The organism is Paraburkholderia sp. SIMBA_027 (assembly GCF_046535315.1).
Taxonomy (GTDB): domain Bacteria; phylum Pseudomonadota; class Gammaproteobacteria; order Burkholderiales; family Burkholderiaceae; genus Paraburkholderia; species Paraburkholderia tropica.
This window is the reverse complement of sequence record NZ_JAWRWY010000007.1, coordinates 211,315-230,924: the sequence shown is the minus strand read 5'-3', so window position 1 is coordinate 230,924 and position 19,610 is coordinate 211,315. Positions and strand designations below refer to the sequence as shown.

Below are 19,610 nucleotides of genomic sequence, written 5' to 3'. Positions count from 1 at the left end.
AATGAGCCCGCGCGGCGCGGTGCGCGATTGTGCGTGCGAATCTGCTGGCGATTGCGCGTTCGATTGTGCGTGCGTACGCGCAGGCATGCGCGAGACGGGCACGCCGATTGCGGCTCCGTGGCCTTGAAACATGTCGACCTCCTTTCTTCTTGTCGAACCTGGATGGAGCTGATCGGCAGCGCGCGACGCGTGGCGGGCGGAACCCGGAAAGCGTTGCGCGAGCACGATTGTTATGAGGGTTAGACCAGTATAAGTGAGGATGCGCGCGCCTGATGGCCAGACGTTCATTAGACGCCGGATGCGCGAGCCTCGACATCGGTATCACCCGGATCGCGCTGCATGCGCGTCCGATTTGAGTCCCCCCGCGCCCCGCTCAAAGGAGTGAATATGAACATCCATGTCGCCATCGGCCCGCTCGTCGCGCTCATCGCCGGCATTCTGATTCTCGTCGTGCCGCGTCTGCTCAACTACATCGTTGCGCTCTACCTCATCATCATCGGGATCATCGGATTGTTCGGCACGAACGGGCATTTCTGACGCCCTGCCGACACGAAATCGCCCTGGCCGAAAGTTCCCGCACCAGCTTGTTGCGCGCCGTGCATGTCGAAACGCGTTGCGCGAGCGGGCCTGCACCCACTACTCTTGTGCGTGCATGCGCCTTATCGACCGTTTTGACCGTTTTTTCGCGTAACGCTGTCAATCTGCTTACCATGCCTGCACTTATCGAAGACTATGCCTTGATCGGCGACGGCCACACGGCCGCGCTCGTGTCCCGAGAGGGTTCCATCGACTGGCTCTGCTGGCCGCGCTTCGACTCCGGCGCGTGCTTCGCCGCGCTGCTCGGCACCGAAGCCAACGGCCGCTGGCTGATCGCCCCCGCGCCCGCCGCCGACGGCTCGCGCGCCGACATCAAGATCACGCGCCGTTATCGCGGCGACACGCTGATCCTCGAAACCGATTTCGAAACGCCCGACGGCGCCGTCACGCTGATCGACTTCATGCCGCCCGGCAACGGCTGGAGCGAACTGGTGCGCATCGTCGTGGGACGCCGCGGCACGGTGCCCATGCGGTGCGAACTCGTGATGCGCTTCGACTACGGCTTTTCGGTGCCGTGGGTGAGCCGCCTCACCTACGAGAGCGGCATCAAGGCCACCGTCGGCCCGGACACCGTCGTGCTGCGCACGCCCGTCGATCTACAGGGCGAAAACATGCACACGGTCGCCGAGTTCGAGGTCAAGGAAGGCGAGCGCGTGCCGTTTTCGATGGCTTACGCGGCCTCGCATCTGCGTCTGCCGCCGCCGCGCGATCCGTTCACGGCGCTCGCGCGCACCGAGAACTACTGGGCCGAATGGGCCGCGCGCGGCACCGTCGAAGGACGCTGGGCCGAGCCGATCCGCCGCTCGCTCATCACGCTCAAGGCGCTGGCCTACGAGCCGACGGGCGGCATCGTCGCCGCGCCCACGACCTCGCTGCCCGAGCAGCTCGGCGGCACGCGCAACTGGGACTACCGCTACTGCTGGCTGCGCGACGCCACCATCACGCTGCTCGCCATGATGCGCGGCGGCTATTACGACGAAGCGCGCGCCTGGCGCGCGTGGCTCGGCCGCGTGATGGCGGGTTCGCCCTCGCAGTTGCAGATCATGTACGGCATCGCGGGCGAGCGCCGCCTGCCCGAGTTCGAACTCGACTGGCTGCCCGGCTACGAAGGCGCGAAGCCGGTGCGCGTCGGCAATAACGCGGTCGGGCAGTTGCAGCTCGACGTCTACGGCGAAGTGATGAACGCGCTGCATCTCGCGCGCGTGGGCGGCCTGCAAGCCGACGAAACCGCGTGGTCGATCCAGTGCGCGATGCTCGAACATCTGGAAACGATCTGGACCGAGCCCGACGAAGGCATCTGGGAAACGCGCGGCGGCCGCCAGCACTTCACGTTCTCGAAGGTCATGGCGTGGGTGGCGTTCGACCGCTGCGTGCGCTCGGCGGAGCAGTTCGACCTGCCCGGCCCGGTCGATCACTGGCGCGAGCTGCGCGACACCATCCACGCGACCATCTGCGAGCGCAGCTTCAATACGGAGCTGAACTCCTTCACGCAGATCTACGGCGGCACCGACCTCGACGCGAGCCTGCTGCTGATGCCGCTGGTCGGCTTCCTGCCCGCGAAGGACCCCCGCATCGCGGGCACGGTGAAGGCCATCGAGCGCGACCTCATGTGCGAAGGCTTCGTGATGCGCTACCGCACCACCGACTTCAACGACGGCCTGCCGCCCGGCGAAGGCACCTTCCTCGCGTGCAGCTTCTGGATGGTCGACAACCTCGCGCTCCAGGGCCGCATGGACGACGCGCGCAAGATGTACGAAAGGCTGCTCGCGCTCGCCAACGACGTCGGCCTGCTCGCCGAGGAATACGATCCGATCGCCGGCCGTCTTGTGGGAAATTTCCCACAAGCTTTCTCGCATGTGGCGCTTGTGCACACCGGGCTGAATCTGATGCGGCACGAGCAGGAAATGGCCAGCGAGACGGGCCACCCGACCACGCCGGAAACGGCCATGGAGGCGGACCTTGCGGACAGATCGGCGACAGCCGCATCGTAATTGTTCGAAAGCGTGGGCGAAAGCGCCGATCGCTTTGCGCGAGGTGGGTTACACTGGGATGCTGCATTGCACAACATTCTGGGGTCCGATATGATCGACCGCGTATTCGAGCAGGCTGTCGTCCACGGTATCCCGTCCCTGCGGGGCACGCCGCGCGGGCAATCCGGGCCGCATGCGCGCGCGATCCGCGCGAAAGCCACGCATGCGCCTCAAGCGGCGCCATCCCAGGCCGATAAACTGCCTGACCGACCCACTCTCCCAGCCCGCCGCCGCCCACCCGCGCAGCGGCGCGGGGGCGAACCACCCCTGATGCCGGAGCATCCATGCTCTACCAAATTCGTGAATACCAGCGCGCCTTGCTGAGCCCGCTTACCGCGTGGGCCCAGGCGGCGTCCAAGTCGTTTTCGAACCCGTCGAGCCCGTTCTCGCTGATCCCGGGCGCCACGCGTCTCGCGGCCGGCTACGAACTGCTGTATCGACTCGGCAAGGACTACGAAAAGCCTGAATTCGACATCCGCCAGATCGAGAAAGACGGTTTTCACATTCCGATCGTCGAGCAGACCATCGTCGAGAAGCCGTTCTGCCGTCTGCTGCGTTTCAAGCGCTACGCCGACGACTCCGGCGCCGTCGCCGCGCTCAAGGACGAGCCCTCGGTGCTGGTATGCGCGCCGCTCTCGGGCCACCACGCCACGCTGCTGCGCGACACGGTGCGCACGCTGCTGCAGGACCACAAGGTCTACATCACCGACTGGATCGACGCGCGCATGGTGCCGCTCGACGCCGGTCCGTTCCATCTCGACGACTACATCGCGTACATCCAGGAATTCATCCGTCATATCGGCGCGAAGAACCTGCACGTGATGTCGGTGTGCCAGCCCACGGTGCCGGTGCTCGCGGCCATTTCGCTGATGGCCTCGCGCGGCGAAGCCACGCCGCTCACCATGACGATGATGGGCGGCCCGATCGACGCGCGCCGCAGCCCCACGGCGGTCAACTCGCTGGCCACCGAGCACTCGCTGGAGTGGTTTGCGAACAACGTCATCCACACGGTGCCGGCCAACTATCCGGGCGAAGGCCGCGAGGTCTATCCGGGCTTCCTCCAGCATGCGGGCTTCGTGGCGATGAATCCGGGCCGCCACACCACCGCGCATTGGGACTTCTACAAGAGCCTGCTGCGCGGCGACGAAGAGGATGCCGAAGCACATCGCCGTTTCTACGACGAATATAACGCGGTGCTCGACATGGCCGCCGAGTATTACCTCGAGACCATCCAGACCGTGTTCCAGGACTTCCGCCTGGCCGAAGGCACGTGGGATGTCGCGGGCGAGCGCGTACGGCCGCAGGACATTCGCGAAACGGCGCTCTTCACGATCGAAGGCGAACTCGACGACATTTCGGGCTCGGGCCAGACGCATGCCGCTCACGATCTGTGCACGAGCATTCCCGAAGCGAACCGCCATCGCCTGACCGCGGAAAAGTGCGGCCACTACGGCATTTTCTCGGGCCGCCGCTGGCGCACCATCATTTATCCGCAACTGCGCGAATTCTTCCGCCAGTATCAGCAGACGAAGCAGTCGAGCAAGGAAAGCGCGGTCGTCTGAGTTCGCCTCCGCACACGCGATACCGCACACAAAAACGCCGCACCGGTTCTCCAACCGGCGCGGCGTTTTTTCATGGCGGCGCGTAACGGGCTACTTGCGCAGCAGGAACGCGAGCAGCATGTCGGTATTGAGCTTGATGATCTCGGCGCGTTCGGCGGGCGCGCTGAAGTCGCGGCCCATCGTCGCGTTGATGGTGTAGCGGTTCGAGACGATGTAGTAGCCCATGCCCGAGAGCGTCACGTACAGACGCAGCGGATCGACGTCGGAACGGAACAGGCCCGCGGCCTCGCCGCGCGCGAGGATCGAACCGAGCGTGGCGACGATCGGCGACACCATCTCGTGAATGCGCGTGGACTTCTGCATGTAGCGCGCCTCGTGCAGGTTCTCGTTATTCACGAGCCGCAGGAGTTCGGGATGATCGCGGTAGTAATCCCAGACGAAATGCGCGAGCCGCGTGATGGCCTCGACCGGTGCGAGCCCGGCCAGGTCGAGCGCGCGCTCGGCTTCGTTCAGCGCGCCGAACGCGTGTTCGAGCACCGCAGTGAACAACTGCTCCTTGCTTCCGAAGTAGTAGTAGAGCATGCGCTCGTTGGTTTCCGCGCGTCGCGCAATCTGGTCGACGCGGGCGCCAAACAGGCCGCCGCTCGCGAATTCTTCCGCCGCGGCGAGCAGGATGCGGCGGCGCGTGCCTTCAGGATCTCTTTTGATTTTCGGCTGATTCATGGTGGCAGGATCGCTCGATAGGCGCGCGGGCTCCCGCTTCGCGCCGCCGGGCCTCTCCAAACCCATGTAGCGGCAGCGTGACTGCGGGGCGCGCCAGGTTAATGGACTGACACCCTTCTTTTTCGGTCTTGCATGTCGACGTGCGCCGTCACCGGCCCCCTCGCCTGACGATGCGTCGTGAAGCACTCCTCTGCGCCCGATCCGAATCCGGCATGCCCGCGAGGCTGGCGCGACACCTGCGCGGCCGTTCGCGATTCGAATTAAGCGCTTTGATTATGGCACATGCCCTGCCGATGGCAATGCGGGAAATCGGCGATAATGCGGGCTTTGGCGCCGCGCGCGCGAGCCTCGCCAGGCGGCCCTGTCGCCTCGCTTGAGTTGTCAGCGTGCCGCCGCCCGGCCCGCTCCCCATTCCCCCCGGGCCCGCCCAGAAGTCGCGACCGTGAACGAACCTAAAACACTTGCAGATCGCATCGAAGATCTGCTGCCCCAGACGCAATGCACCAAGTGCGGCTATGACGGCTGCCGGCCCTACGCCGACGCTGTCGCGGCCGGCAGCGCCAACTACAACCAGTGCCCGCCCGGCGGCGCCGAGGGCGTCGAACGCCTCGCGAGACTGCTGGGCAAGCCGGTTATTCCGATCAATCCGGTCAACGGCGTCGAACGTGCGCGCCCCGTCGCGTTCATCGACGAGCAGGTCTGCATCGGCTGCACGCTGTGCATGCAGGCGTGTCCCGTCGATGCGATCGTCGGCGCGCCCAAGCAGATGCACACTATCGTCAAGGATCTCTGCACGGGTTGCGACCTGTGCGTGGCGCCCTGCCCGGTCGATTGCATCGCGATGATTCCGGTGACGGGCGACGCCACCGGCTGGGACGCCTGGACGCAGCAGCAGGCCGATGAAGCACGCCTGCGCCACGACCGCCGCCAGGCGCGCCTCGCCGCCGAGCGCAACGCCGCCGAAGCGCGCGCCGCCGCCCGCCGCGCGGCGGCTGCCGCCCCCGCGCAAGACGCCCAAGACGCGCAGAAGGCGCAGGCGGACCAGACGGAGCAAGCCGCTCACGCAGGCGCGACGACCGCGCCCGCCGCCGCGCAAGCCGCGCCCGCCAACGACGCCGAAGCGAAGAAGAAAGCGATCATCCAGGCCGCGCTGGAACGCGCGCGCCAGAAGAAAGCGGAGCTGTCGGCGCGCGGCGAAGGCCCGCGCAACACCGAGCACGTCAGCGCCGACGTGCAGGCGCAGATCGACGCCGCCGAGGCGCGCCGACAGCGTCTGGGCATCGCCGCATCGCAGAACGGCCAGAGTGGCCAGAGCGACGACGCGAGCGAGAAAAGCAAGAAGAGCGACAGCGCCGCCGCCAACACGCCCAACGACGACAAGCCCACGTAACCACCGCGCCCACGCCTATCCGCATGAACGCCACCAAGCGCCGCGCCATCTACGAAACGCTGCAAAGCATCAATCCGCATCCGGAGACCGAGCTGGAGTTCACGACGCCGTTCGAACTCCTGATCGCCGTGCTGTTGTCCGCGCAGGCCACCGATGTGTCGGTGAACAAGGCCATGCGACGGATGTTTCCGGTCGCGAACACGCCGCAGACCGTGCTCGCGCTCGGCGAGGAAGGCGTGGCCGATTACATCAAGACGATCGGCCTCTACCGCACCAAGGCGAAGAACGTGATCGCCACCTGCGAAAAGCTGATCGAGCAGTACGGCGGCGAAGTGCCGCGCACGCGCGAGGCGCTCGAAGGACTGCCCGGCGTGGGCCGCAAGACCGCGAACGTGGTGCTCAACGTGGCGTTCGGCGAGCCGACCATCGCCGTCGACACGCATATCTTCCGGGTCGCGAACCGCACCGGCCTCGCGCCCGGCAAGGACGTGAAGGCCGTCGAGATCGCGCTCGAAAAGTACACGCCGAAGGAATTCCTCGTGAACGCGCATCACTGGCTGATCCTGCATGGCCGATACGTCTGCAAGGCGCGCCGTCCGGAATGCTGGCATTGCGTGATCGAGCCGGTCTGCGAATTCAGGCAGAAGACGCCGCCGCCCGATCTTTGAGCGATGCCTGAGATCCACGCCCCAGATCCGGCCCTGAAAACACAGTCGTGTGTTGCGGCTGCAGCTCCGGCAAGCCCGCGCACGGCGGCGTAAAATCGGCCATCACAGTCCAACGACGAAGCCGGTTCGGGTTCGAACCGGCTCCCCACCCAGCACGTTCACGATGTTCAATCCCAGCCGCGACGAAGTCCGCCGCTTTTTCACCGAGACCTGGCGCAAGCAGCGCGCGGGCGAAATCCTCACGCCGCTCGAGGCGATTGCCGCCGACTGGATCGTCGAGCATCCCGAGTATCACGCGGAGCTCGCCGACGCCGATCAGGCCGCCGCGCAGGACTATTCGCCCGAACGCGGGCAAAGCAATCCCTTCCTGCATCTGTCGATGCATCTGGCGATCAGCGAGCAATTGTCGATCGACCAGCCGCCGGGCATCCGCGCGGCGCACGACCGGCTCGCGGCGCGCATGGGCTCCACGCACGACGCGCAGCACGCGATCATGGAATGTCTCGGCGAGACCATCTGGGAAGCGCAGCGCACGAATACGCCGCCCGACACCGACGCCTATCTGCAACGCATCGAGCGACGCGCGACGCGCGACTGAGCGGATCTGTCGATACGCCGATTCATCGATACACGTCGATTCAAGCGGCATCCACAAACAAAAACACCCCGTTCGAACCGCCACGCGGCCCGACGGGGTGTTTTTGCTTTCGGCGGCGCGTCCGTGCGTTCGTGCGCCCCAGCGCTTATTTCTTCTCGACGAGATCGCCCTTGAGCGATTCGATATACGCGGCCAGATCCTTCATGTCGCCCTGCGACAGGCTCTGCACCTGCGCCTGCATGATCGGATTGTTGCGACCGAGATGCGGGTTATTGCCGCCCATCTGGTACTGGCGCAGCGCCCAGTAGATGTAATCGGCATGCTGGCCCGCGAGCTTCGGATACTCCGGGCTCACCGGCTTGTTGAGGTTTTCGCCGTGGCAGGCGGCGCAGTTGTGGCTGTCGGACAGCACCTTGCCTTTGGCGGCGTCGGCGGCCTGCGCGGGCAGCGCGACGAGCGTGAAGGCCAGTGCCGATGCGGCGGCAACGATCGCGGCGGCCGGCGCGTACGGACGGCGGCGGGCATGCGCGGGCACGGCCATGCGGGACTTGTTCATGGTTTTTCCTCTCAGTCGCGTGCCGGTTACTTCTCGGGATTGTTCTTCGAGGCGGGCGTCTGCGACGAGTAATACGCCGCGATGTCCGCAATATCCTGATCGCTGAGCGACGCCGCAATGGCGTGCATGGTCTCGAAGTGGCGGTCGCCTTTCTTGTAGCCGTGCAGGGCGTTGTCGATGTACTGGGCATTCTGGCCGCCCAGGATCGGCACGTGATAGACCTCGGGATAGGCCGTGCGATAGTCGGGAATACCATGACAGCCGATACACATCGCCACCTTGTCCTGCCCTGCCTTCGCGTTGCCCACGACGTCCGCGTGTGCCGTGGCCGCGAAGCCCGCCAGCACGGTCAATGCTCCGAACATGACGTGCTTGCCGACAATTTTTTTCATAGCATCCAACCTGGCTTGAGGGGATTCGAACGCCCGAACCGCAGGCCACGGCCTGCGCCGCATTACTGCTGTTTTACTTTTTGGGGTCGCCGTGCAGGCCGAAAAAAATCGGTCCGAGTATACCGCGACGCCACGCCGCACGTCCATCGGGCGGCCGCCCGTGAGGCGCCCGCTCAGGCCCGCCACACGGGGCTCCGGCGTTGTGCGAGGGGCCTCCGGGCGGGTCGTGCGGGGGAACCCTGGTGCGCCGTTCACGACAGTTCCGGCGATAAACAGGTGCCGCATCGGGCGGTGCCAACGATACGCGAGCCCCCTCCGGGCCAACACCCCTTCTGACTTATACTGGGATTTTTTTAGCGAGCGGTTCATCATGCGCGCCACGCGTTTCGAAGGCTCTTCGCAGTACGTCGCCACCGACGACCTCAAGCTCGCGGTCAATGCCGCGATCACCCTGAAGCGTCCGCTGCTCATCAAGGGCGAGCCGGGCACCGGCAAGACGATGCTGGCCGAGGAAGTCGCGGCCGCGCTCGACATGCCGCTCATGCAGTGGCACATCAAGTCCACCACGAAGGCGCAGCAAGGCCTCTACGAATACGACGCGGTGTCGCGCCTGCGCGATTCTCAGCTCGGCGACGAGCGCGTGAAGGACATCCGCAACTACATCGTCAAGGGCGTGCTGTGGCAGGCGTTCGAGTCGGAGCAGCCGGGCGTCTTGCTGATCGACGAGATCGACAAGGCCGACATCGAATTCCCGAACGACCTGCTGCGCGAACTCGACCGCATGGAGTTCTACGTCTACGAGACGCGCGAACTCATCAAGGCGAAGCAGCGTCCGCTCGTGATCATCACGTCGAACAACGAGAAGGAGCTGCCCGACGCCTTCCTGCGCCGCTGCTTCTTCCACTACATCAGCTTTCCCGATCCGGCCACGATGCAGCGCATCGTCGAGGTGCACTATCCGGGCATCCGCAAGGAACTGCTGAGCGCCGCGATGGAGAGTTTCTTCGAACTGCGCAACGTCGCGGGCCTGAAGAAGAAGCCGTCCACGTCGGAACTGCTCGACTGGCTCAAGCTGCTGCTCGCCGAAGAGGTGCCGCCCGAAGCGCTGCGCGCCGTCGACGGCTCGAAGTCGATGCCGCCGCTCGCGGGCGCGCTGCTCAAGAACGAACAGGACATGACGCTGTTCGAGCGGCTCATCTACATGAACCGCCACAACCGCTAAGCCGCGGGTGAGCGCGTCAATGGCCCGCACGAGGCACGCAAGAAGGCACGGAGAATCCGCATGCTGATCGACTTCTTCTACACGCTGCGCGACGCGAAGCTGCCGGTCTCCGTCAAGGAGTACCTCACGCTCGTGGAAGCGCTCAAGGAGCGCGTGATCGCGCCCTCGCTCGACGACTTCTACTTTCTCGCGCGCATGACGCTCGTGAAGGACGAGCAGTATTTCGATCGCTTCGATCAGGCGTTCGGCGCGTATTTCCGCGGCATCGAGAAGAAGTCGGCGCAGGCGTTCGAGATTCCCGAGGACTGGCTCAAGAAGCGGCTCGAACGCGACTTCACGCCCGAGCAGCGCGCGCAGATCGAAGCGATGGGCGGGCTCGACAAGCTCATGGAACGCCTCAAGCAACTGTTCGACGAGCAGAAGGAGCGCCACGAAGGCGGCAGCAAGTGGATCGGCACGGGCGGCACCTCGCCGTTCGGCAACGGCGGCTATAACCCCGAAGGCATCCGCATCGGCGGCGAAGGCGGCCAGCGCAGCGCCGTGAAGGTGTGGGACGCGCGCGCGTATCGCGACTACGACGATCAGGTGGAAATCGGCACGCGCAACATCAAGGTCGCGCTGCGCCGTCTGCGCCGCTTCGCGCGCGAAGGCGCGGCCGAAGAACTCGATCTCACCGACACCATCCGCAGCACCGCCGCCAACGCGGGCTGGCTCGACCTCAAGATGGTGCCGGAGCGCCACAACAAGGTGAAAGTGCTGATGCTGCTCGACGTGGGCGGCTCGATGGACGACCACATCAAGCGCACCGAGGAACTCTTCTCCGCCGCGAAGGCCGAGTTCAAGCATCTGGAGTTCTACTACTTCCACAACTGCGTCTACGACTACCTGTGGAAGAACAATCGCCGCCGCCACGCGGAGCGCACGTCCACGTGGGACCTGCTGCACAAGTTCACGCCCGACTACAAGCTGATCTTCGTCGGCGACGCCACCATGAGCCCGTACGAAGTGCTGCAACCGGGCGGCTCGGTCGAGTACAACAACCCGGAAGCGGGCGCCGTGTGGCTGCGCCGTCTCGCCGATCAGTTCCCGCATTTCGCGTGGCTCAATCCCGAACCCGAACGGCTCTGGGAATACCGGCAATCGGTATCGGTGATCCGCGAGATTCTCGGGCATCGCATGTATCCGCTCACCGTCGCGGGGCTCGAAACCGCCATGCGCGTGCTGAGCAAGTAACGCCCCTTCTCCCCTGCACATCACACACGCCACACCCGCCCAAGCGGGCATTCACAAGTAAAACGAGGAGAGTTCCAGCATGACCGCGCCTTCATCCCCCGACCTGCCGGCGCGCGTCCGGCCGGGACCGCTGCGGCCGCTCGCCGACACGTCGGTCGCCACGATCGTGGCCGGTTTCGTCGCGATGATGACGGGCTACACGAGTTCGCTCGTGCTGATGTTCCAGGCGGGCCAGGCCGCACACCTGACGCCCGAACAGATTTCCTCGTGGATCTGGTCGCTCTCGATCGGCATGGGCGTCACCACCATCGGCCTCTCGCTGTGGTTCCGCGCGCCCACCGTGATCGCCTGGTCCACGCCGGGCGCGGCGCTGCTGATCAGCTCGCTGCCGCACGTGCCCTACGCCGAAGCCATCGGCGCCTATATCGTCTGCGCGCTGCTGCTGACCGCCGTGGGCCTTACGGGCTGGTTCGACACGCTGATGAAGCGCATTCCCGGCGGCATCGCCGCGGCGCTGCTCGCGGGCATCCTGTTCGAGATCGGCATCGAGATCTTCCATGCGGCGCAGGTGCAAACGCCGCTCGTGCTCACGATGTTCTTCGCGTATCTGCTGCTCAAGCGCGCGGTGCCGCGTTACGCGATTGTCGGCACGCTGGTGGTGGGCGTGGCGGCCGCCGCGACGCTCGGCCTGCTCGACTTCAGCCACTTCCGCGTGGCGGTCGCAAAACCGGTGTTCACGATGCCCGCGTTCTCGGTGCAGGCGATCGTCAGCATCGGCATTCCGCTGTTCGTGGTGGCGATGGCTTCGCAGAACGTGCCCGGCATCGCCGTGCTGCGCGCCGACGGCTACAACACGCCCTCCTCGCCGCTGATCGCCACCACGGGCCTCGCGTCGCTCGTGCTCGCGCCGTTCGGCTCGCACGGCATCAACCTCGCGGCCATCACGGCGGCGATCTGCACCGGCCCGCACGCGCACGAGGACCGCAACAAGCGCTATATGGCGGCCGTCTGGTGCGGCATCTTCTATCTGATCGCGGGCACCTTCGGCGCGACCATCGCGGCGCTGTTCGCGGCGTTTCCGCAGGCGCTGGTGGTCTCGATCGCCGCGCTCGCGCTGTTCGGCTCGATCATGAGCGGGCTGACCAACGCGATGCAGAACCCGAGCGAGCGCGAGGCGGCTCTCGTCACCTTCATGGTGACGGCCTCCGGTCTCACGTTGCTGTCGATCGGCGCGGCGTTCTGGGGCCTGGTCGCCGGCGTGCTCACGCAGGTCATTCTGAACGCGCGGCGGGCCTGAAAACTGCAACACCGGCATGGCCGCCATGACGACTGCGCGCGCGACATCGCACCGCCTTCCGATCCGCCATAAAATGGGGGTGTGCGCCGCGCAGGCCTCAACCCGGCCGCGCGGCAGCGCGCTGCCGCCATCCGGCGGCGACGCAGCGCCGATCCCTGCGATCCACGTTAATACGCGTAATTTCGCGTTTCGCCCTGCTCCCGCGAATCCCGGCTCGCCGGCCGCGCGCAGGCCGTTCCCTTTCACCGACGCTGGCGCGCATGCGCCCACAAGGCCTGACATGACTACCGCACTCGATCAGCTCAAGCAGTACACCACCGTCGTCGCCGACACGGGCGACTTCCAGCAATTCGTCCAGTACAAGCCGCAGGACGCGACCACCAATCCGTCGCTGATTCTCAAGGCCGTGCAGAAAGCCGAGTACCGGCCGCTGCTCAAAAAAACCGTGCGCGATCACGCGGGCGAATCGGTCGAAGCGATCATCGACCATCTGCTGATCGCCTTCGGCACCGAAATTCTCAAGATCATTCCGGGCCGCGTCTCGACCGAAGTCGACGCGCGTCTCTCGTTCGACACGAAGAAGTCGATCGATAAGGCTCACCACATCATCGACCTGTACAAGAAGGCAGGCATCGAGAAAGAGCGCGTGCTGATCAAGCTCGCGTCGACGTGGGAAGGCATCCGCGCGGCGGAAGTGCTGCAGAAGGAAGGCATCCGCTGCAACATGACGCTGCTGTTCTCGCTCGCGCAGGCCGCCGCGTGCGCCGAAGCCGGCGCGCAGCTGATCTCGCCGTTCGTCGGCCGCATCTACGACTGGTACAAGAAGGCCAAGGGCGCCGACTGGGACGACGCGAAGGACGGCGGCGCGAACGATCCGGGCGTGCAGTCGGTGCGCAAGATCTACGCGTACTACAAGAAGTTCGGCTACAAGACCGAGGTGATGGGCGCGAGCTTCCGCAACACGAGCCAGATCGTCGAACTGGCGGGCTGCGACCTGCTCACGATCAGCCCGGACCTGCTGCAGAAGCTGCAGGACAGCAGCGAAAAGATCGAGCGCAAGCTGTCGGCGGAAGCCTTCAAGGACGCGCAGATCGAACGCGTGGCCGTGGACGAAGCGTCGTTCCGCTTCCTGCTCAACGAAGATGCGATGGCTACCGAGAAGCTCGCGGAAGGCATCCGCGCCTTCGCCGCCGATGCGGTGAAGCTCGACAAGATGGTCGAGGAACTGCGCGCGAAGTAAGGCGCTCGACACTCGGTGAGCGCGCGTTAAACGCTTACTGATCGCCGAAAAATACGAAGGGCCGCGCGTGCAGAACGTGCGGCCCTTTTCTTTTTTGCGGCGCGTTATTGGCGCTTTGTATTAGCGTGCCCGCGCCCTGCAACCTCCATTCCAGCCTGCGCTCTCGCAAACCCTGGCGACGCGCCGCGCGGCGCCGCGCGGGCCTGCGCCTAGAATCAGGACAGCGGCGCACACAGCCGCGCGTTTGGCTCCCACAACATCCCCACAACCGTTGCGCATCCGCGCGCGCGGGCCGCCCCTGCGGGGAACCGGTCCGCAAGGAAAACGATGATGCAGATCCAGCCCTACCTGTTCTACCCCGGCAACTGCGAAGAGGCGATCGCGTTCTATCACGAGGCGCTCGGCGCGCAGACGCTGTTCACGATGCGCTTCAAGGAAGCGCCGCCCGATCCGGCGCGTCCCATGCCCGCCGAATTCGCCGAGAAGATCATGCACGCCACGCTTCAGGTCGGCGATGCGCAGATCATGATGTCCGATGGCGGCTGTATGACCGGCAACGACAAGTTCACCGGCTTCAGCGTCTCGCTCACGGCCGCCGACGCCGCCACCGCGCAACGCTACTTCGACGCGCTATCGCAAGGCGCCCAGGTGACCATGCCGTTCCAGAAAACCTTCTGGTCGCCGGGCTTCGGCATGCTGACCGACAAGTTCGGCGTACCGTGGATGGTCACCGCGCCGCCGCTCGAAAGCCCGGCCGCTTAAATCACCTCGAAAGCGGTTTCTGCACCCGCCGCGCGCCTCACACCATCCGATGCAGGTGCGCGCGCTCGATGTTCCAGCGCGGCTCGGTCTCCAGCAACAGGGACCGTAGCTGCGCCACCTGCTCCTCGAATCGCAAACCCAGCCAGTACGGCCCTTGCATGTCCGGCGCGAGCGGCGCGGCGGGCTCGGCCGCCAGCGCCTGAGCGCCGTCGAGCGACGGTGCGCGCAACGCCTTGGCCGCCGCTTCCGGATGACGCGCGCCGCCAAAACGCAGCGCCCGCGCCGTCGCCAGCAGCGCTTCGCGCACGCACGCACTGCGCCCGGCGAACGCCACGCGCACGAGTTGCTGCTCGTAGCGTCCAAGCCCGGTGGCCATCATCTCCAGCGAACTGAGGATCGCGCGATGCTGGCGCTGGATCTGTTCGAGCCGCGCCGCCGGCACGTCGATCTCCTTCGCCACCGAAGGCATCAGCGAACGCAGTTGCACGAGACGCTGGTTCAGGCGGCGAAAGATCTCGATGTGCTCGTCGTTGTCGACGTGCACGCCGCTCACGATCTGCGTGTAGACGCGCGCGCATTCGCGCAGGCTGTCGGCGAGCCGGTAGCGCCACGAATAGGTCGCGTGCAGCGGCAGCGCGAACGAAAACGCCAGCGCGATCACGATGCCGATCATCACGTTGAGCGTGCGCCACAAGCCGGTGTCGATGAGATTGTCGCCGTGGCCCGCGACGATGCACATCGTGATCGCCGTGAGCAGCGCCACGTAACCGGGCTTGCCGATCGCGTAGTAACTACAGACGGCCGCGACGATCGACATCAGCGAATAGGTGAGCCACGACGAACCCGTGACGGCCTGCACGACGATCAGCGTCAGGCCGATGAGCGCGCCGAGCAGCGTGCCGAGCGCGCGCTCCGCGGCCTTCTTGCGAATATTGCCGTGATGCTGCAAGCCGCCGATCACCACCAGCAGCGTGACCGAGGCCCAGATACCGTGCGGTATGTTGATGCCGGTGGTGGCGAGAATCGACGTCAGCATCGCGAGGCCCACGCGGATGGCGTGGATGAGCGCCGCGTTGCGGTAGCGATAGAACGGCGACGTGAGCGCGCGCCAGACCCGCGCGACGCGCGAGCGGACGCGCCGGCGCGGCACGGCGGAGTGTGTGGACTTCGGTTCGGACAAGTTCATGTTGCGCGCTGGACATTCGGGCCGGTGTCGTCGGAATGACACCGTGCAGCGCACATCGTGCACCAGAAAAACGAATGCCCGCAACCGTCATCGGCGCGGGCATGCGTGATTGCGGCTTGATGGCGGCATCAAGCGGGCGCAGTGGGCGCATTCGCCGCGCCCTCGCCGCGCCCTCGCCGGTCAGCTTTCGACCACGTCCAGATAATCTTCCGGACGCGTGCGGTCCTCGCCCTTCTGCATCCCGAACAGATGCACGAGCGCCGACACCACCACCGCCACCACGAGATTCACGATCAGCGACCACACCGCCGCGTAGCCCGGCACGTCGATGCCGAACAGATGCACGACGAAGATCGAGCCCTTGAGATGCAGCGAGATCGCCATCCACGTGCCGGTGCCGATGCCCACCGCCCAGCCGATCAGCAGACCGCGCCAGTCGAGCATGCGCGTGTAGAGACCGAGCACGATCGCGGGCAGCGTCTGGATGATCCAGATGCCGCCGAGCAGTTGCAGCTGGATCGCGTACGTGAGCGGCAACCCGAGAATGAACGCCACCGCGCCCACTTTCACGATCAGCGAAACCAGCTTGGCGATGTTGGTTTCCTGCTCGTTACTCATCTTGCGGTTGATGAACTCCTTGTGGATGTTGCGCGTGTACAGGTTGGCGGCCGCGATCGACATGATCGCCGCGGGCACCAGCGCGCCGATGCCGATCGCCGCGAACGCCACGCCCACGAACCACGACGGGAAGAAGTGCAGGAACAGCGCCGGTACCGCGAAGTTCGGGCCGAAAGCCTTGAAGTACGGTGCGAATTCCGGCATGTCCTTCACGCCCGAGGCGAGCGCCATGAAGCCGAGCAGCGCGAGCAGGCCGAGCACGAGCGAGTACGCGGGCAGCATCGCCATGTTGCGGCGGATGGTGTTGCCCGACGACGACGACAGCACCGCCGTGATCGAATGCGGATAAAGGAACAGCGCGAGCGCCGAACCCACCGCGAGCGTCGCGTACGCGCTATAGCCGTTCAGGCTCGACGCGTCCGGTGCCTTGAGCAGCAGTTTGGCCGGCGGCACCGAAGCGAAGATATGGCCGAAACCGCCCATCTGCGCCGGAATCACGATGATCGCCACCGCGATGGTCACGTAGATCAGAATGTCCTTCACGACCGCGATCATCGCCGGCGCACGCAGACCCGAGGTGTAGGTATAGGCCGCGAGAATCGCGAACGCGATGATGAGCGGCAGGTCGCCGACGAAGCCCGTGGTGTCGAAACCCAGCGCGCCGATCACCACTTCGATCCCCACCAGCTGCAGCGCGATATACGGCATGGTCGCGACGATGCCCGTGACCGCGATGGCGAGCGCGAGCATGCGGCTGCCGTAACGCGCGCTCACGAAGTCGGCGGACGTCACGTAGTGATGGCGCTTGGCGATGGCCCAGAGCTTCGGGAACACCACGAATGCGAACGGATAGATCAGGATCGTGTACGGCAGCGCGAAGAAACCCGTTGCGCCCGCGCCGAACACGAGAGCGGGGACCGCCACGAAGGTGTACGCCGTATAGAGATCGCCGCCGAGCAGGAACCAGGTGACGATGGTGCCGAAGCGGCGCCCGCCGAGACCCCATTCGTCGAGATGCGCGAGATCGCCCTTGCGCCAATGCGCGGCCAGAAAGCCGATGATGGTCACGCCGATGAAGAACAGGACGAAGACGAAGGTTGCGGTGACGTTCATTGCGCGCCTCCCGCGTTGCCGCGCTTCGAGCGGTCCTTGGTCTTGTGATAGACGAGCGCGGTGATGACCGCGCTGATCAGCACCCAGAGGAGCTGATACCAGTAGAAAAACGGGAAGTCCCACAATGTGGGTTCGACCTTGTTGTACGACGGCACCCAGATCATCGCGATCCAGGGCAGCAACAGCAGCCAGAGCCAGTGCTTGCTGGCTTTTCCGGCGTCGGCGTCGTGAGCCATGACGTCTCCTCCTCACTTATGTTGTTATGCGACGTCGGTGCGCCGCCTGTACGGCCGCGAAAGGGCCGATGGCCCGCGAGCTCGTGCCTCGCAAGGTCCCCGAAAGCGCTGAAAAGAGTAGCGAGGCCCCGATAGCGGGTCAAGCCGGGGCGGACCCCAACCCCGGCCGCGCTGTCAAGGCGCGGGAACGGTGCGTGGGCATCGTTTTGGATTCGCAATCGTCAGCTATCCGAAAGCCCGCAAAAAACGGGGACGAAAAAAAACCGGCCAGAAGGCCGGTTTCTCTCGTGGTGCGCTCGACAAACATGACGAACGTGACAAACGCACCAGGCGAGCAGACTCAGATGGCGAACGACGCGCCTTCCTTGCCGATTTCCTTGCACGCTGCGCGCAGCGACTTGACCCACTGGTGCGCGGGCAGGCCGAGCTTGCTTTCGAGCATGCGCGCACGCTTTTCGAGCGCCGTCCAGCTCACGTCGAGCGCCGGACCCGAGAACGCCAGCGCGACGCGATTGCCGTCGTGCACTTCGGGCAGCGCGATCACGCGGCCGTCGAAGGCTTCCTTCAGGCGCTTCATGTTGCGCACGTAGCTCGGGTGGTCGCCGAACAGGTTGATCGTCGCGACGCCCGCCTCCGCGAGACAGGCGCGCGCGGCGCGGTAGAACGCCACGCTGTCGAGCACCGGACCGCGTGCGGTCGCGTCGTAGATGTCGATTTGCAGTGCGCCGACCGTGCCGTGGTTCGAGCGGTCCTGCACGAAGTCCCATGCGTCGAGTTCGCGCACGGCGAGGCGCGCGTCGTCCATCGGCAGATCGAACATCGTGCGCGCGGCCACCACGACCGCCGGGTTCAGCTCGATCGCCTCGACCTTCGCGGGACGCAGGTAGCGATGCGCGAACTTGGTCAGCGCCGCGGCGCCCAGACCGAGTTGCACGATGCGCGCGGGCGTCGCGAGGAACAGCAGCCAGGCCATCATCTGCTGCGCGTATTCGAGTTCGATGTGCTGCGGCTTCGACAGACGCATCGCGCCTTGCACCCATTCGGTGCCGAAGTGCAGGTAGCGCACGCCGCCCTCTTCCGAGAACGTGACCGGTGCGAAGCGCGGCTTGCGCGGCTTTTCGATGACCGGTGCGTGTTCGAGTTCTTCCGCGGCCAGGGCGGCGCGGCGCGAGAGCTTGGTGGACTTGGCGGGTTTGATCGCCTTGGCCGGTTTAGCGGGTTTGGCTGCCTTGGTCGGCTTGGCGGCTTTTTCTGCCTTTGCGGCCTTCGGCGCTGCTGCTTCTGCAACGACCGTGGCAGCAACCGGCGCGCGCTTCACGCGTGCTGCGGGCTTGGCTTCTGCCTTCGCTGCGGGCTTCGCTGCGGGCTTGGCTGCCTTCTTCGCGACGGGTTTGGCTTCTGCCTTTGCAACCGGCTTCGCTTCAGCCTTCGCTGCGGGCTTCGCTTCCGCCTTTGCGACCGGCTTGGCTTCCGCCTTCACCGCGGGCTTCGCTGCCTTCTTCGCAACCGGCTTCGCTTCGGCCTTGGCAACCGGCTTCGCTTCCACCTTTGCTGCGGGCTTCGATTCCGTCGTCGCGACCGGCTTCGCTCCCGCCTTCACCGCAGGCTTCGCTGCTTTCCTCGCGACCGGCTTCGCTTCGGCCTTCGCAGCCACTTCGGCGACAGGCTTCGCTTCCGGCTTGGCTTCCGCTTTCACCGCAGGCTTCGCCGCGCGCTTTGCTGCAGGCTTCGCCGCGGGCTTCGCGGCAGGCTTGGCTTCTGCCTGCTTCGGCGCTTCGACAACCGCCGGCGCAGCTTCGGCTGCCACGACGGCCGGCGCGGCTTCGACCGCGGCCGGAGCCACTGCCGCTTCCGTCACCTGCGTCGCTTCTGCCGCTTCCGTCACTTCCGCCACCGCAGCCGGTGCGGCTTCGACGGCGGCCGGCGCCGCTGCCTGCACCGCAGCCTCGGCTTGCGGCGCTGCCTCGATCTGCTGCGGCGCGTCGGTTTCCGGCGTCGTTCCGGTCGTCGGCGCGCTCTCGGCAGCGTCGGTTTTGTTGAATGCGCGGGCCTCAGCCGAAGCGCGCTTGATCAGAGTCGTCATGTGGAAAATGCGATGCTTGGAAGGAGCAAAAGCAGCCGCGGCAACAGCACATCTGCAGCGCGACTGCGGGGGCGACCGAGAGCATAGCATTCGCCGCGCATCGC

The 19,610-nt window shown here is 65.6% G+C and carries 18 protein-coding genes; 11 read left to right on the top strand and 7 right to left on the bottom strand.

Annotation, left to right across the window (positions count from 1 at the left end):
- The first annotated feature begins 387 nt into the window (after nt 1-387).
- From SB764_RS15690 to SB764_RS15680, 3 genes are all read left to right on the top strand, one after another.
- Complete coding sequence (locus SB764_RS15690) at nt 388-537, top strand: DUF3096 domain-containing protein (protein WP_074984768.1); 150 nt, start codon at nt 388-390, stop codon at nt 535-537.
- A 173-nt stretch (nt 538-710) separates the two neighbouring features.
- A complete protein-coding gene (locus SB764_RS15685; RefSeq protein WP_065063644.1) occupies nt 711-2,588 on the top strand; it encodes a glycoside hydrolase family 15 protein in 1,878 nt (625 codons plus the stop codon).
- 323 nt (nt 2,589-2,911) lie between these two features.
- A complete protein-coding gene (locus SB764_RS15680) occupies nt 2,912-4,189 on the top strand; it encodes a polyhydroxyalkanoate depolymerase (RefSeq protein ID WP_074984766.1) in 1,278 nt (425 codons plus the stop codon).
- 90 nt (nt 4,190-4,279) lie between these two features.
- On the opposite strand, the gene SB764_RS15675 is transcribed toward SB764_RS15680, so the two are convergent.
- Nucleotides 4,280-4,912, bottom strand: coding sequence for a TetR family transcriptional regulator (locus SB764_RS15675; RefSeq protein WP_065063648.1), 633 nt, complete (start codon nt 4,910-4,912; stop codon nt 4,280-4,282).
- A 442-nt stretch (nt 4,913-5,354) separates the two neighbouring features.
- Here SB764_RS15675 and rsxB point away from each other — a divergent pair, with 442 nt between their 5' ends.
- From rsxB to SB764_RS15660, 3 genes are all read left to right on the top strand, one after another.
- Nucleotides 5,355-6,302, top strand: a complete 948-nt coding sequence (gene rsxB, locus SB764_RS15670; RefSeq protein ID WP_065063650.1) for an electron transport complex subunit RsxB — start codon at nt 5,355-5,357, stop codon at nt 6,300-6,302.
- A gap of 23 nt (nt 6,303-6,325) precedes the next feature.
- Nucleotides 6,326-6,970, top strand: coding sequence for an endonuclease III (gene nth, locus SB764_RS15665; RefSeq protein ID WP_065063652.1), 645 nt, complete (start codon nt 6,326-6,328; stop codon nt 6,968-6,970).
- A 163-nt stretch (nt 6,971-7,133) separates the two neighbouring features.
- Nucleotides 7,134-7,568: a DUF1841 family protein gene (locus SB764_RS15660; protein WP_065063655.1), complete on the top strand. Its 435-nt coding sequence runs from the start codon at nt 7,134-7,136 to the stop codon at nt 7,566-7,568.
- Between the two features lie 145 nt (nt 7,569-7,713).
- Here SB764_RS15660 and SB764_RS15655 read toward each other — a convergent pair whose 3' ends face one another.
- Entirely contained in the window at nt 7,714-8,109 is a 396-nt protein-coding gene (locus tag SB764_RS15655) for a c-type cytochrome (RefSeq protein ID WP_065063657.1), read from the bottom strand.
- Nucleotides 8,110-8,150: 41 nt separating this feature from the next.
- Entirely contained in the window at nt 8,151-8,516 is a 366-nt protein-coding gene (locus tag SB764_RS15650) for a c-type cytochrome (RefSeq protein ID WP_110327599.1), read from the bottom strand.
- Between the two features lie 370 nt (nt 8,517-8,886).
- Here SB764_RS15650 and SB764_RS15645 point away from each other — a divergent pair, with 370 nt between their 5' ends.
- From SB764_RS15645 to SB764_RS15625, 5 genes are all read left to right on the top strand, one after another.
- Nucleotides 8,887-9,738 carry an AAA family ATPase gene (locus SB764_RS15645; protein ID WP_065063661.1) on the top strand — a complete coding sequence of 284 codons (852 nt, stop codon included), beginning with the start codon at nt 8,887-8,889 and terminating at the stop codon, nt 9,736-9,738.
- Nucleotides 9,739-9,798: 60 nt separating this feature from the next.
- Entirely contained in the window at nt 9,799-10,971 is a 1,173-nt protein-coding gene (locus SB764_RS15640) for a vWA domain-containing protein (RefSeq protein ID WP_065063663.1), read from the top strand.
- Nucleotides 10,972-11,050: 79 nt separating this feature from the next.
- Nucleotides 11,051-12,268, top strand: a complete 1,218-nt coding sequence (locus SB764_RS15635; RefSeq protein ID WP_074984760.1) for a benzoate/H(+) symporter BenE family transporter — start codon at nt 11,051-11,053, stop codon at nt 12,266-12,268.
- Between the two features lie 280 nt (nt 12,269-12,548).
- The gene (tal, locus tag SB764_RS15630; protein WP_410864006.1) at nt 12,549-13,508 is read left to right on the top strand and encodes a transaldolase; all 960 of its coding nucleotides are present in this window, start codon (nt 12,549-12,551) and stop codon (nt 13,506-13,508) included.
- A 330-nt stretch (nt 13,509-13,838) separates the two neighbouring features.
- A complete protein-coding gene (locus SB764_RS15625; RefSeq protein WP_110327596.1) occupies nt 13,839-14,270 on the top strand; it encodes a VOC family protein in 432 nt (143 codons plus the stop codon).
- Between the two features lie 37 nt (nt 14,271-14,307).
- Here SB764_RS15625 and SB764_RS15620 read toward each other — a convergent pair whose 3' ends face one another.
- The 4 genes from SB764_RS15620 to SB764_RS15605 all read right to left on the bottom strand — a co-directional run bounded on the left by SB764_RS15620 (nt 14,308) and on the right by SB764_RS15605 (nt 18,741).
- Nucleotides 14,308-15,456, bottom strand: a complete 1,149-nt coding sequence (locus tag SB764_RS15620) for an FUSC family protein (protein WP_110327595.1) — start codon at nt 15,454-15,456, stop codon at nt 14,308-14,310.
- A gap of 180 nt (nt 15,457-15,636) precedes the next feature.
- The gene (mctP, locus tag SB764_RS15615; RefSeq protein ID WP_065063674.1) at nt 15,637-17,187 is read right to left on the bottom strand and encodes a monocarboxylate uptake permease MctP; all 1,551 of its coding nucleotides are present in this window, start codon (nt 17,185-17,187) and stop codon (nt 15,637-15,639) included.
- Nucleotides 17,184-17,423, bottom strand: a complete 240-nt coding sequence (locus SB764_RS15610; RefSeq protein ID WP_065063676.1) for a DUF3311 domain-containing protein — start codon at nt 17,421-17,423, stop codon at nt 17,184-17,186. Before SB764_RS15610 ends, mctP begins: the two co-directional genes overlap by 4 nt.
- Before the next feature lie 340 nt (nt 17,424-17,763).
- Nucleotides 17,764-18,741, bottom strand: a complete 978-nt coding sequence (locus SB764_RS15605) for a spermidine synthase (RefSeq protein WP_410864067.1) — start codon at nt 18,739-18,741, stop codon at nt 17,764-17,766.
- Nucleotides 18,742-19,610: the final 869 nt, after the last annotated feature.

What these genes read in the sequence shown, in the direction of transcription:
- tal (WP_410864006.1), top strand. Translation starts at nt 12,549, where the DNA reads ATGACTACCGCACTCGATCAGCTCAAGCAGTACACCACCGTCGTCGCC.
- SB764_RS15650 (WP_110327599.1), bottom strand. Translation starts at nt 8,516, where the DNA reads ATGAAAAAAATTGTCGGCAAGCACGTCATGTTCGGAGCATTGACCGTG.
- SB764_RS15680 (WP_074984766.1), top strand. Translation starts at nt 2,912, where the DNA reads ATGCTCTACCAAATTCGTGAATACCAGCGCGCCTTGCTGAGCCCGCTT.
- SB764_RS15635 (WP_074984760.1), top strand. Translation starts at nt 11,051, where the DNA reads ATGACCGCGCCTTCATCCCCCGACCTGCCGGCGCGCGTCCGGCCGGGA.
- SB764_RS15685 (WP_065063644.1), top strand. Translation starts at nt 711, where the DNA reads ATGCCTGCACTTATCGAAGACTATGCCTTGATCGGCGACGGCCACACG.
- SB764_RS15675 (WP_065063648.1), bottom strand. Translation starts at nt 4,912, where the DNA reads ATGAATCAGCCGAAAATCAAAAGAGATCCTGAAGGCACGCGCCGCCGC.
- SB764_RS15640 (WP_065063663.1), top strand. Translation starts at nt 9,799, where the DNA reads ATGCTGATCGACTTCTTCTACACGCTGCGCGACGCGAAGCTGCCGGTC.
- SB764_RS15610 (WP_065063676.1), bottom strand. Translation starts at nt 17,423, where the DNA reads ATGGCTCACGACGCCGACGCCGGAAAAGCCAGCAAGCACTGGCTCTGG.
- SB764_RS15645 (WP_065063661.1), top strand. Translation starts at nt 8,887, where the DNA reads ATGCGCGCCACGCGTTTCGAAGGCTCTTCGCAGTACGTCGCCACCGAC.
- nth (WP_065063652.1), top strand. Translation starts at nt 6,326, where the DNA reads ATGAACGCCACCAAGCGCCGCGCCATCTACGAAACGCTGCAAAGCATC.
- SB764_RS15690 (WP_074984768.1), top strand. Translation starts at nt 388, where the DNA reads ATGAACATCCATGTCGCCATCGGCCCGCTCGTCGCGCTCATCGCCGGC.
- SB764_RS15625 (WP_110327596.1), top strand. Translation starts at nt 13,839, where the DNA reads ATGCAGATCCAGCCCTACCTGTTCTACCCCGGCAACTGCGAAGAGGCG.
- SB764_RS15660 (WP_065063655.1), top strand. Translation starts at nt 7,134, where the DNA reads ATGTTCAATCCCAGCCGCGACGAAGTCCGCCGCTTTTTCACCGAGACC.
- SB764_RS15620 (WP_110327595.1), bottom strand. Translation starts at nt 15,456, where the DNA reads ATGAACTTGTCCGAACCGAAGTCCACACACTCCGCCGTGCCGCGCCGG.
- mctP (WP_065063674.1), bottom strand. Translation starts at nt 17,187, where the DNA reads ATGAACGTCACCGCAACCTTCGTCTTCGTCCTGTTCTTCATCGGCGTG.
- SB764_RS15655 (WP_065063657.1), bottom strand. Translation starts at nt 8,109, where the DNA reads ATGGCCGTGCCCGCGCATGCCCGCCGCCGTCCGTACGCGCCGGCCGCC.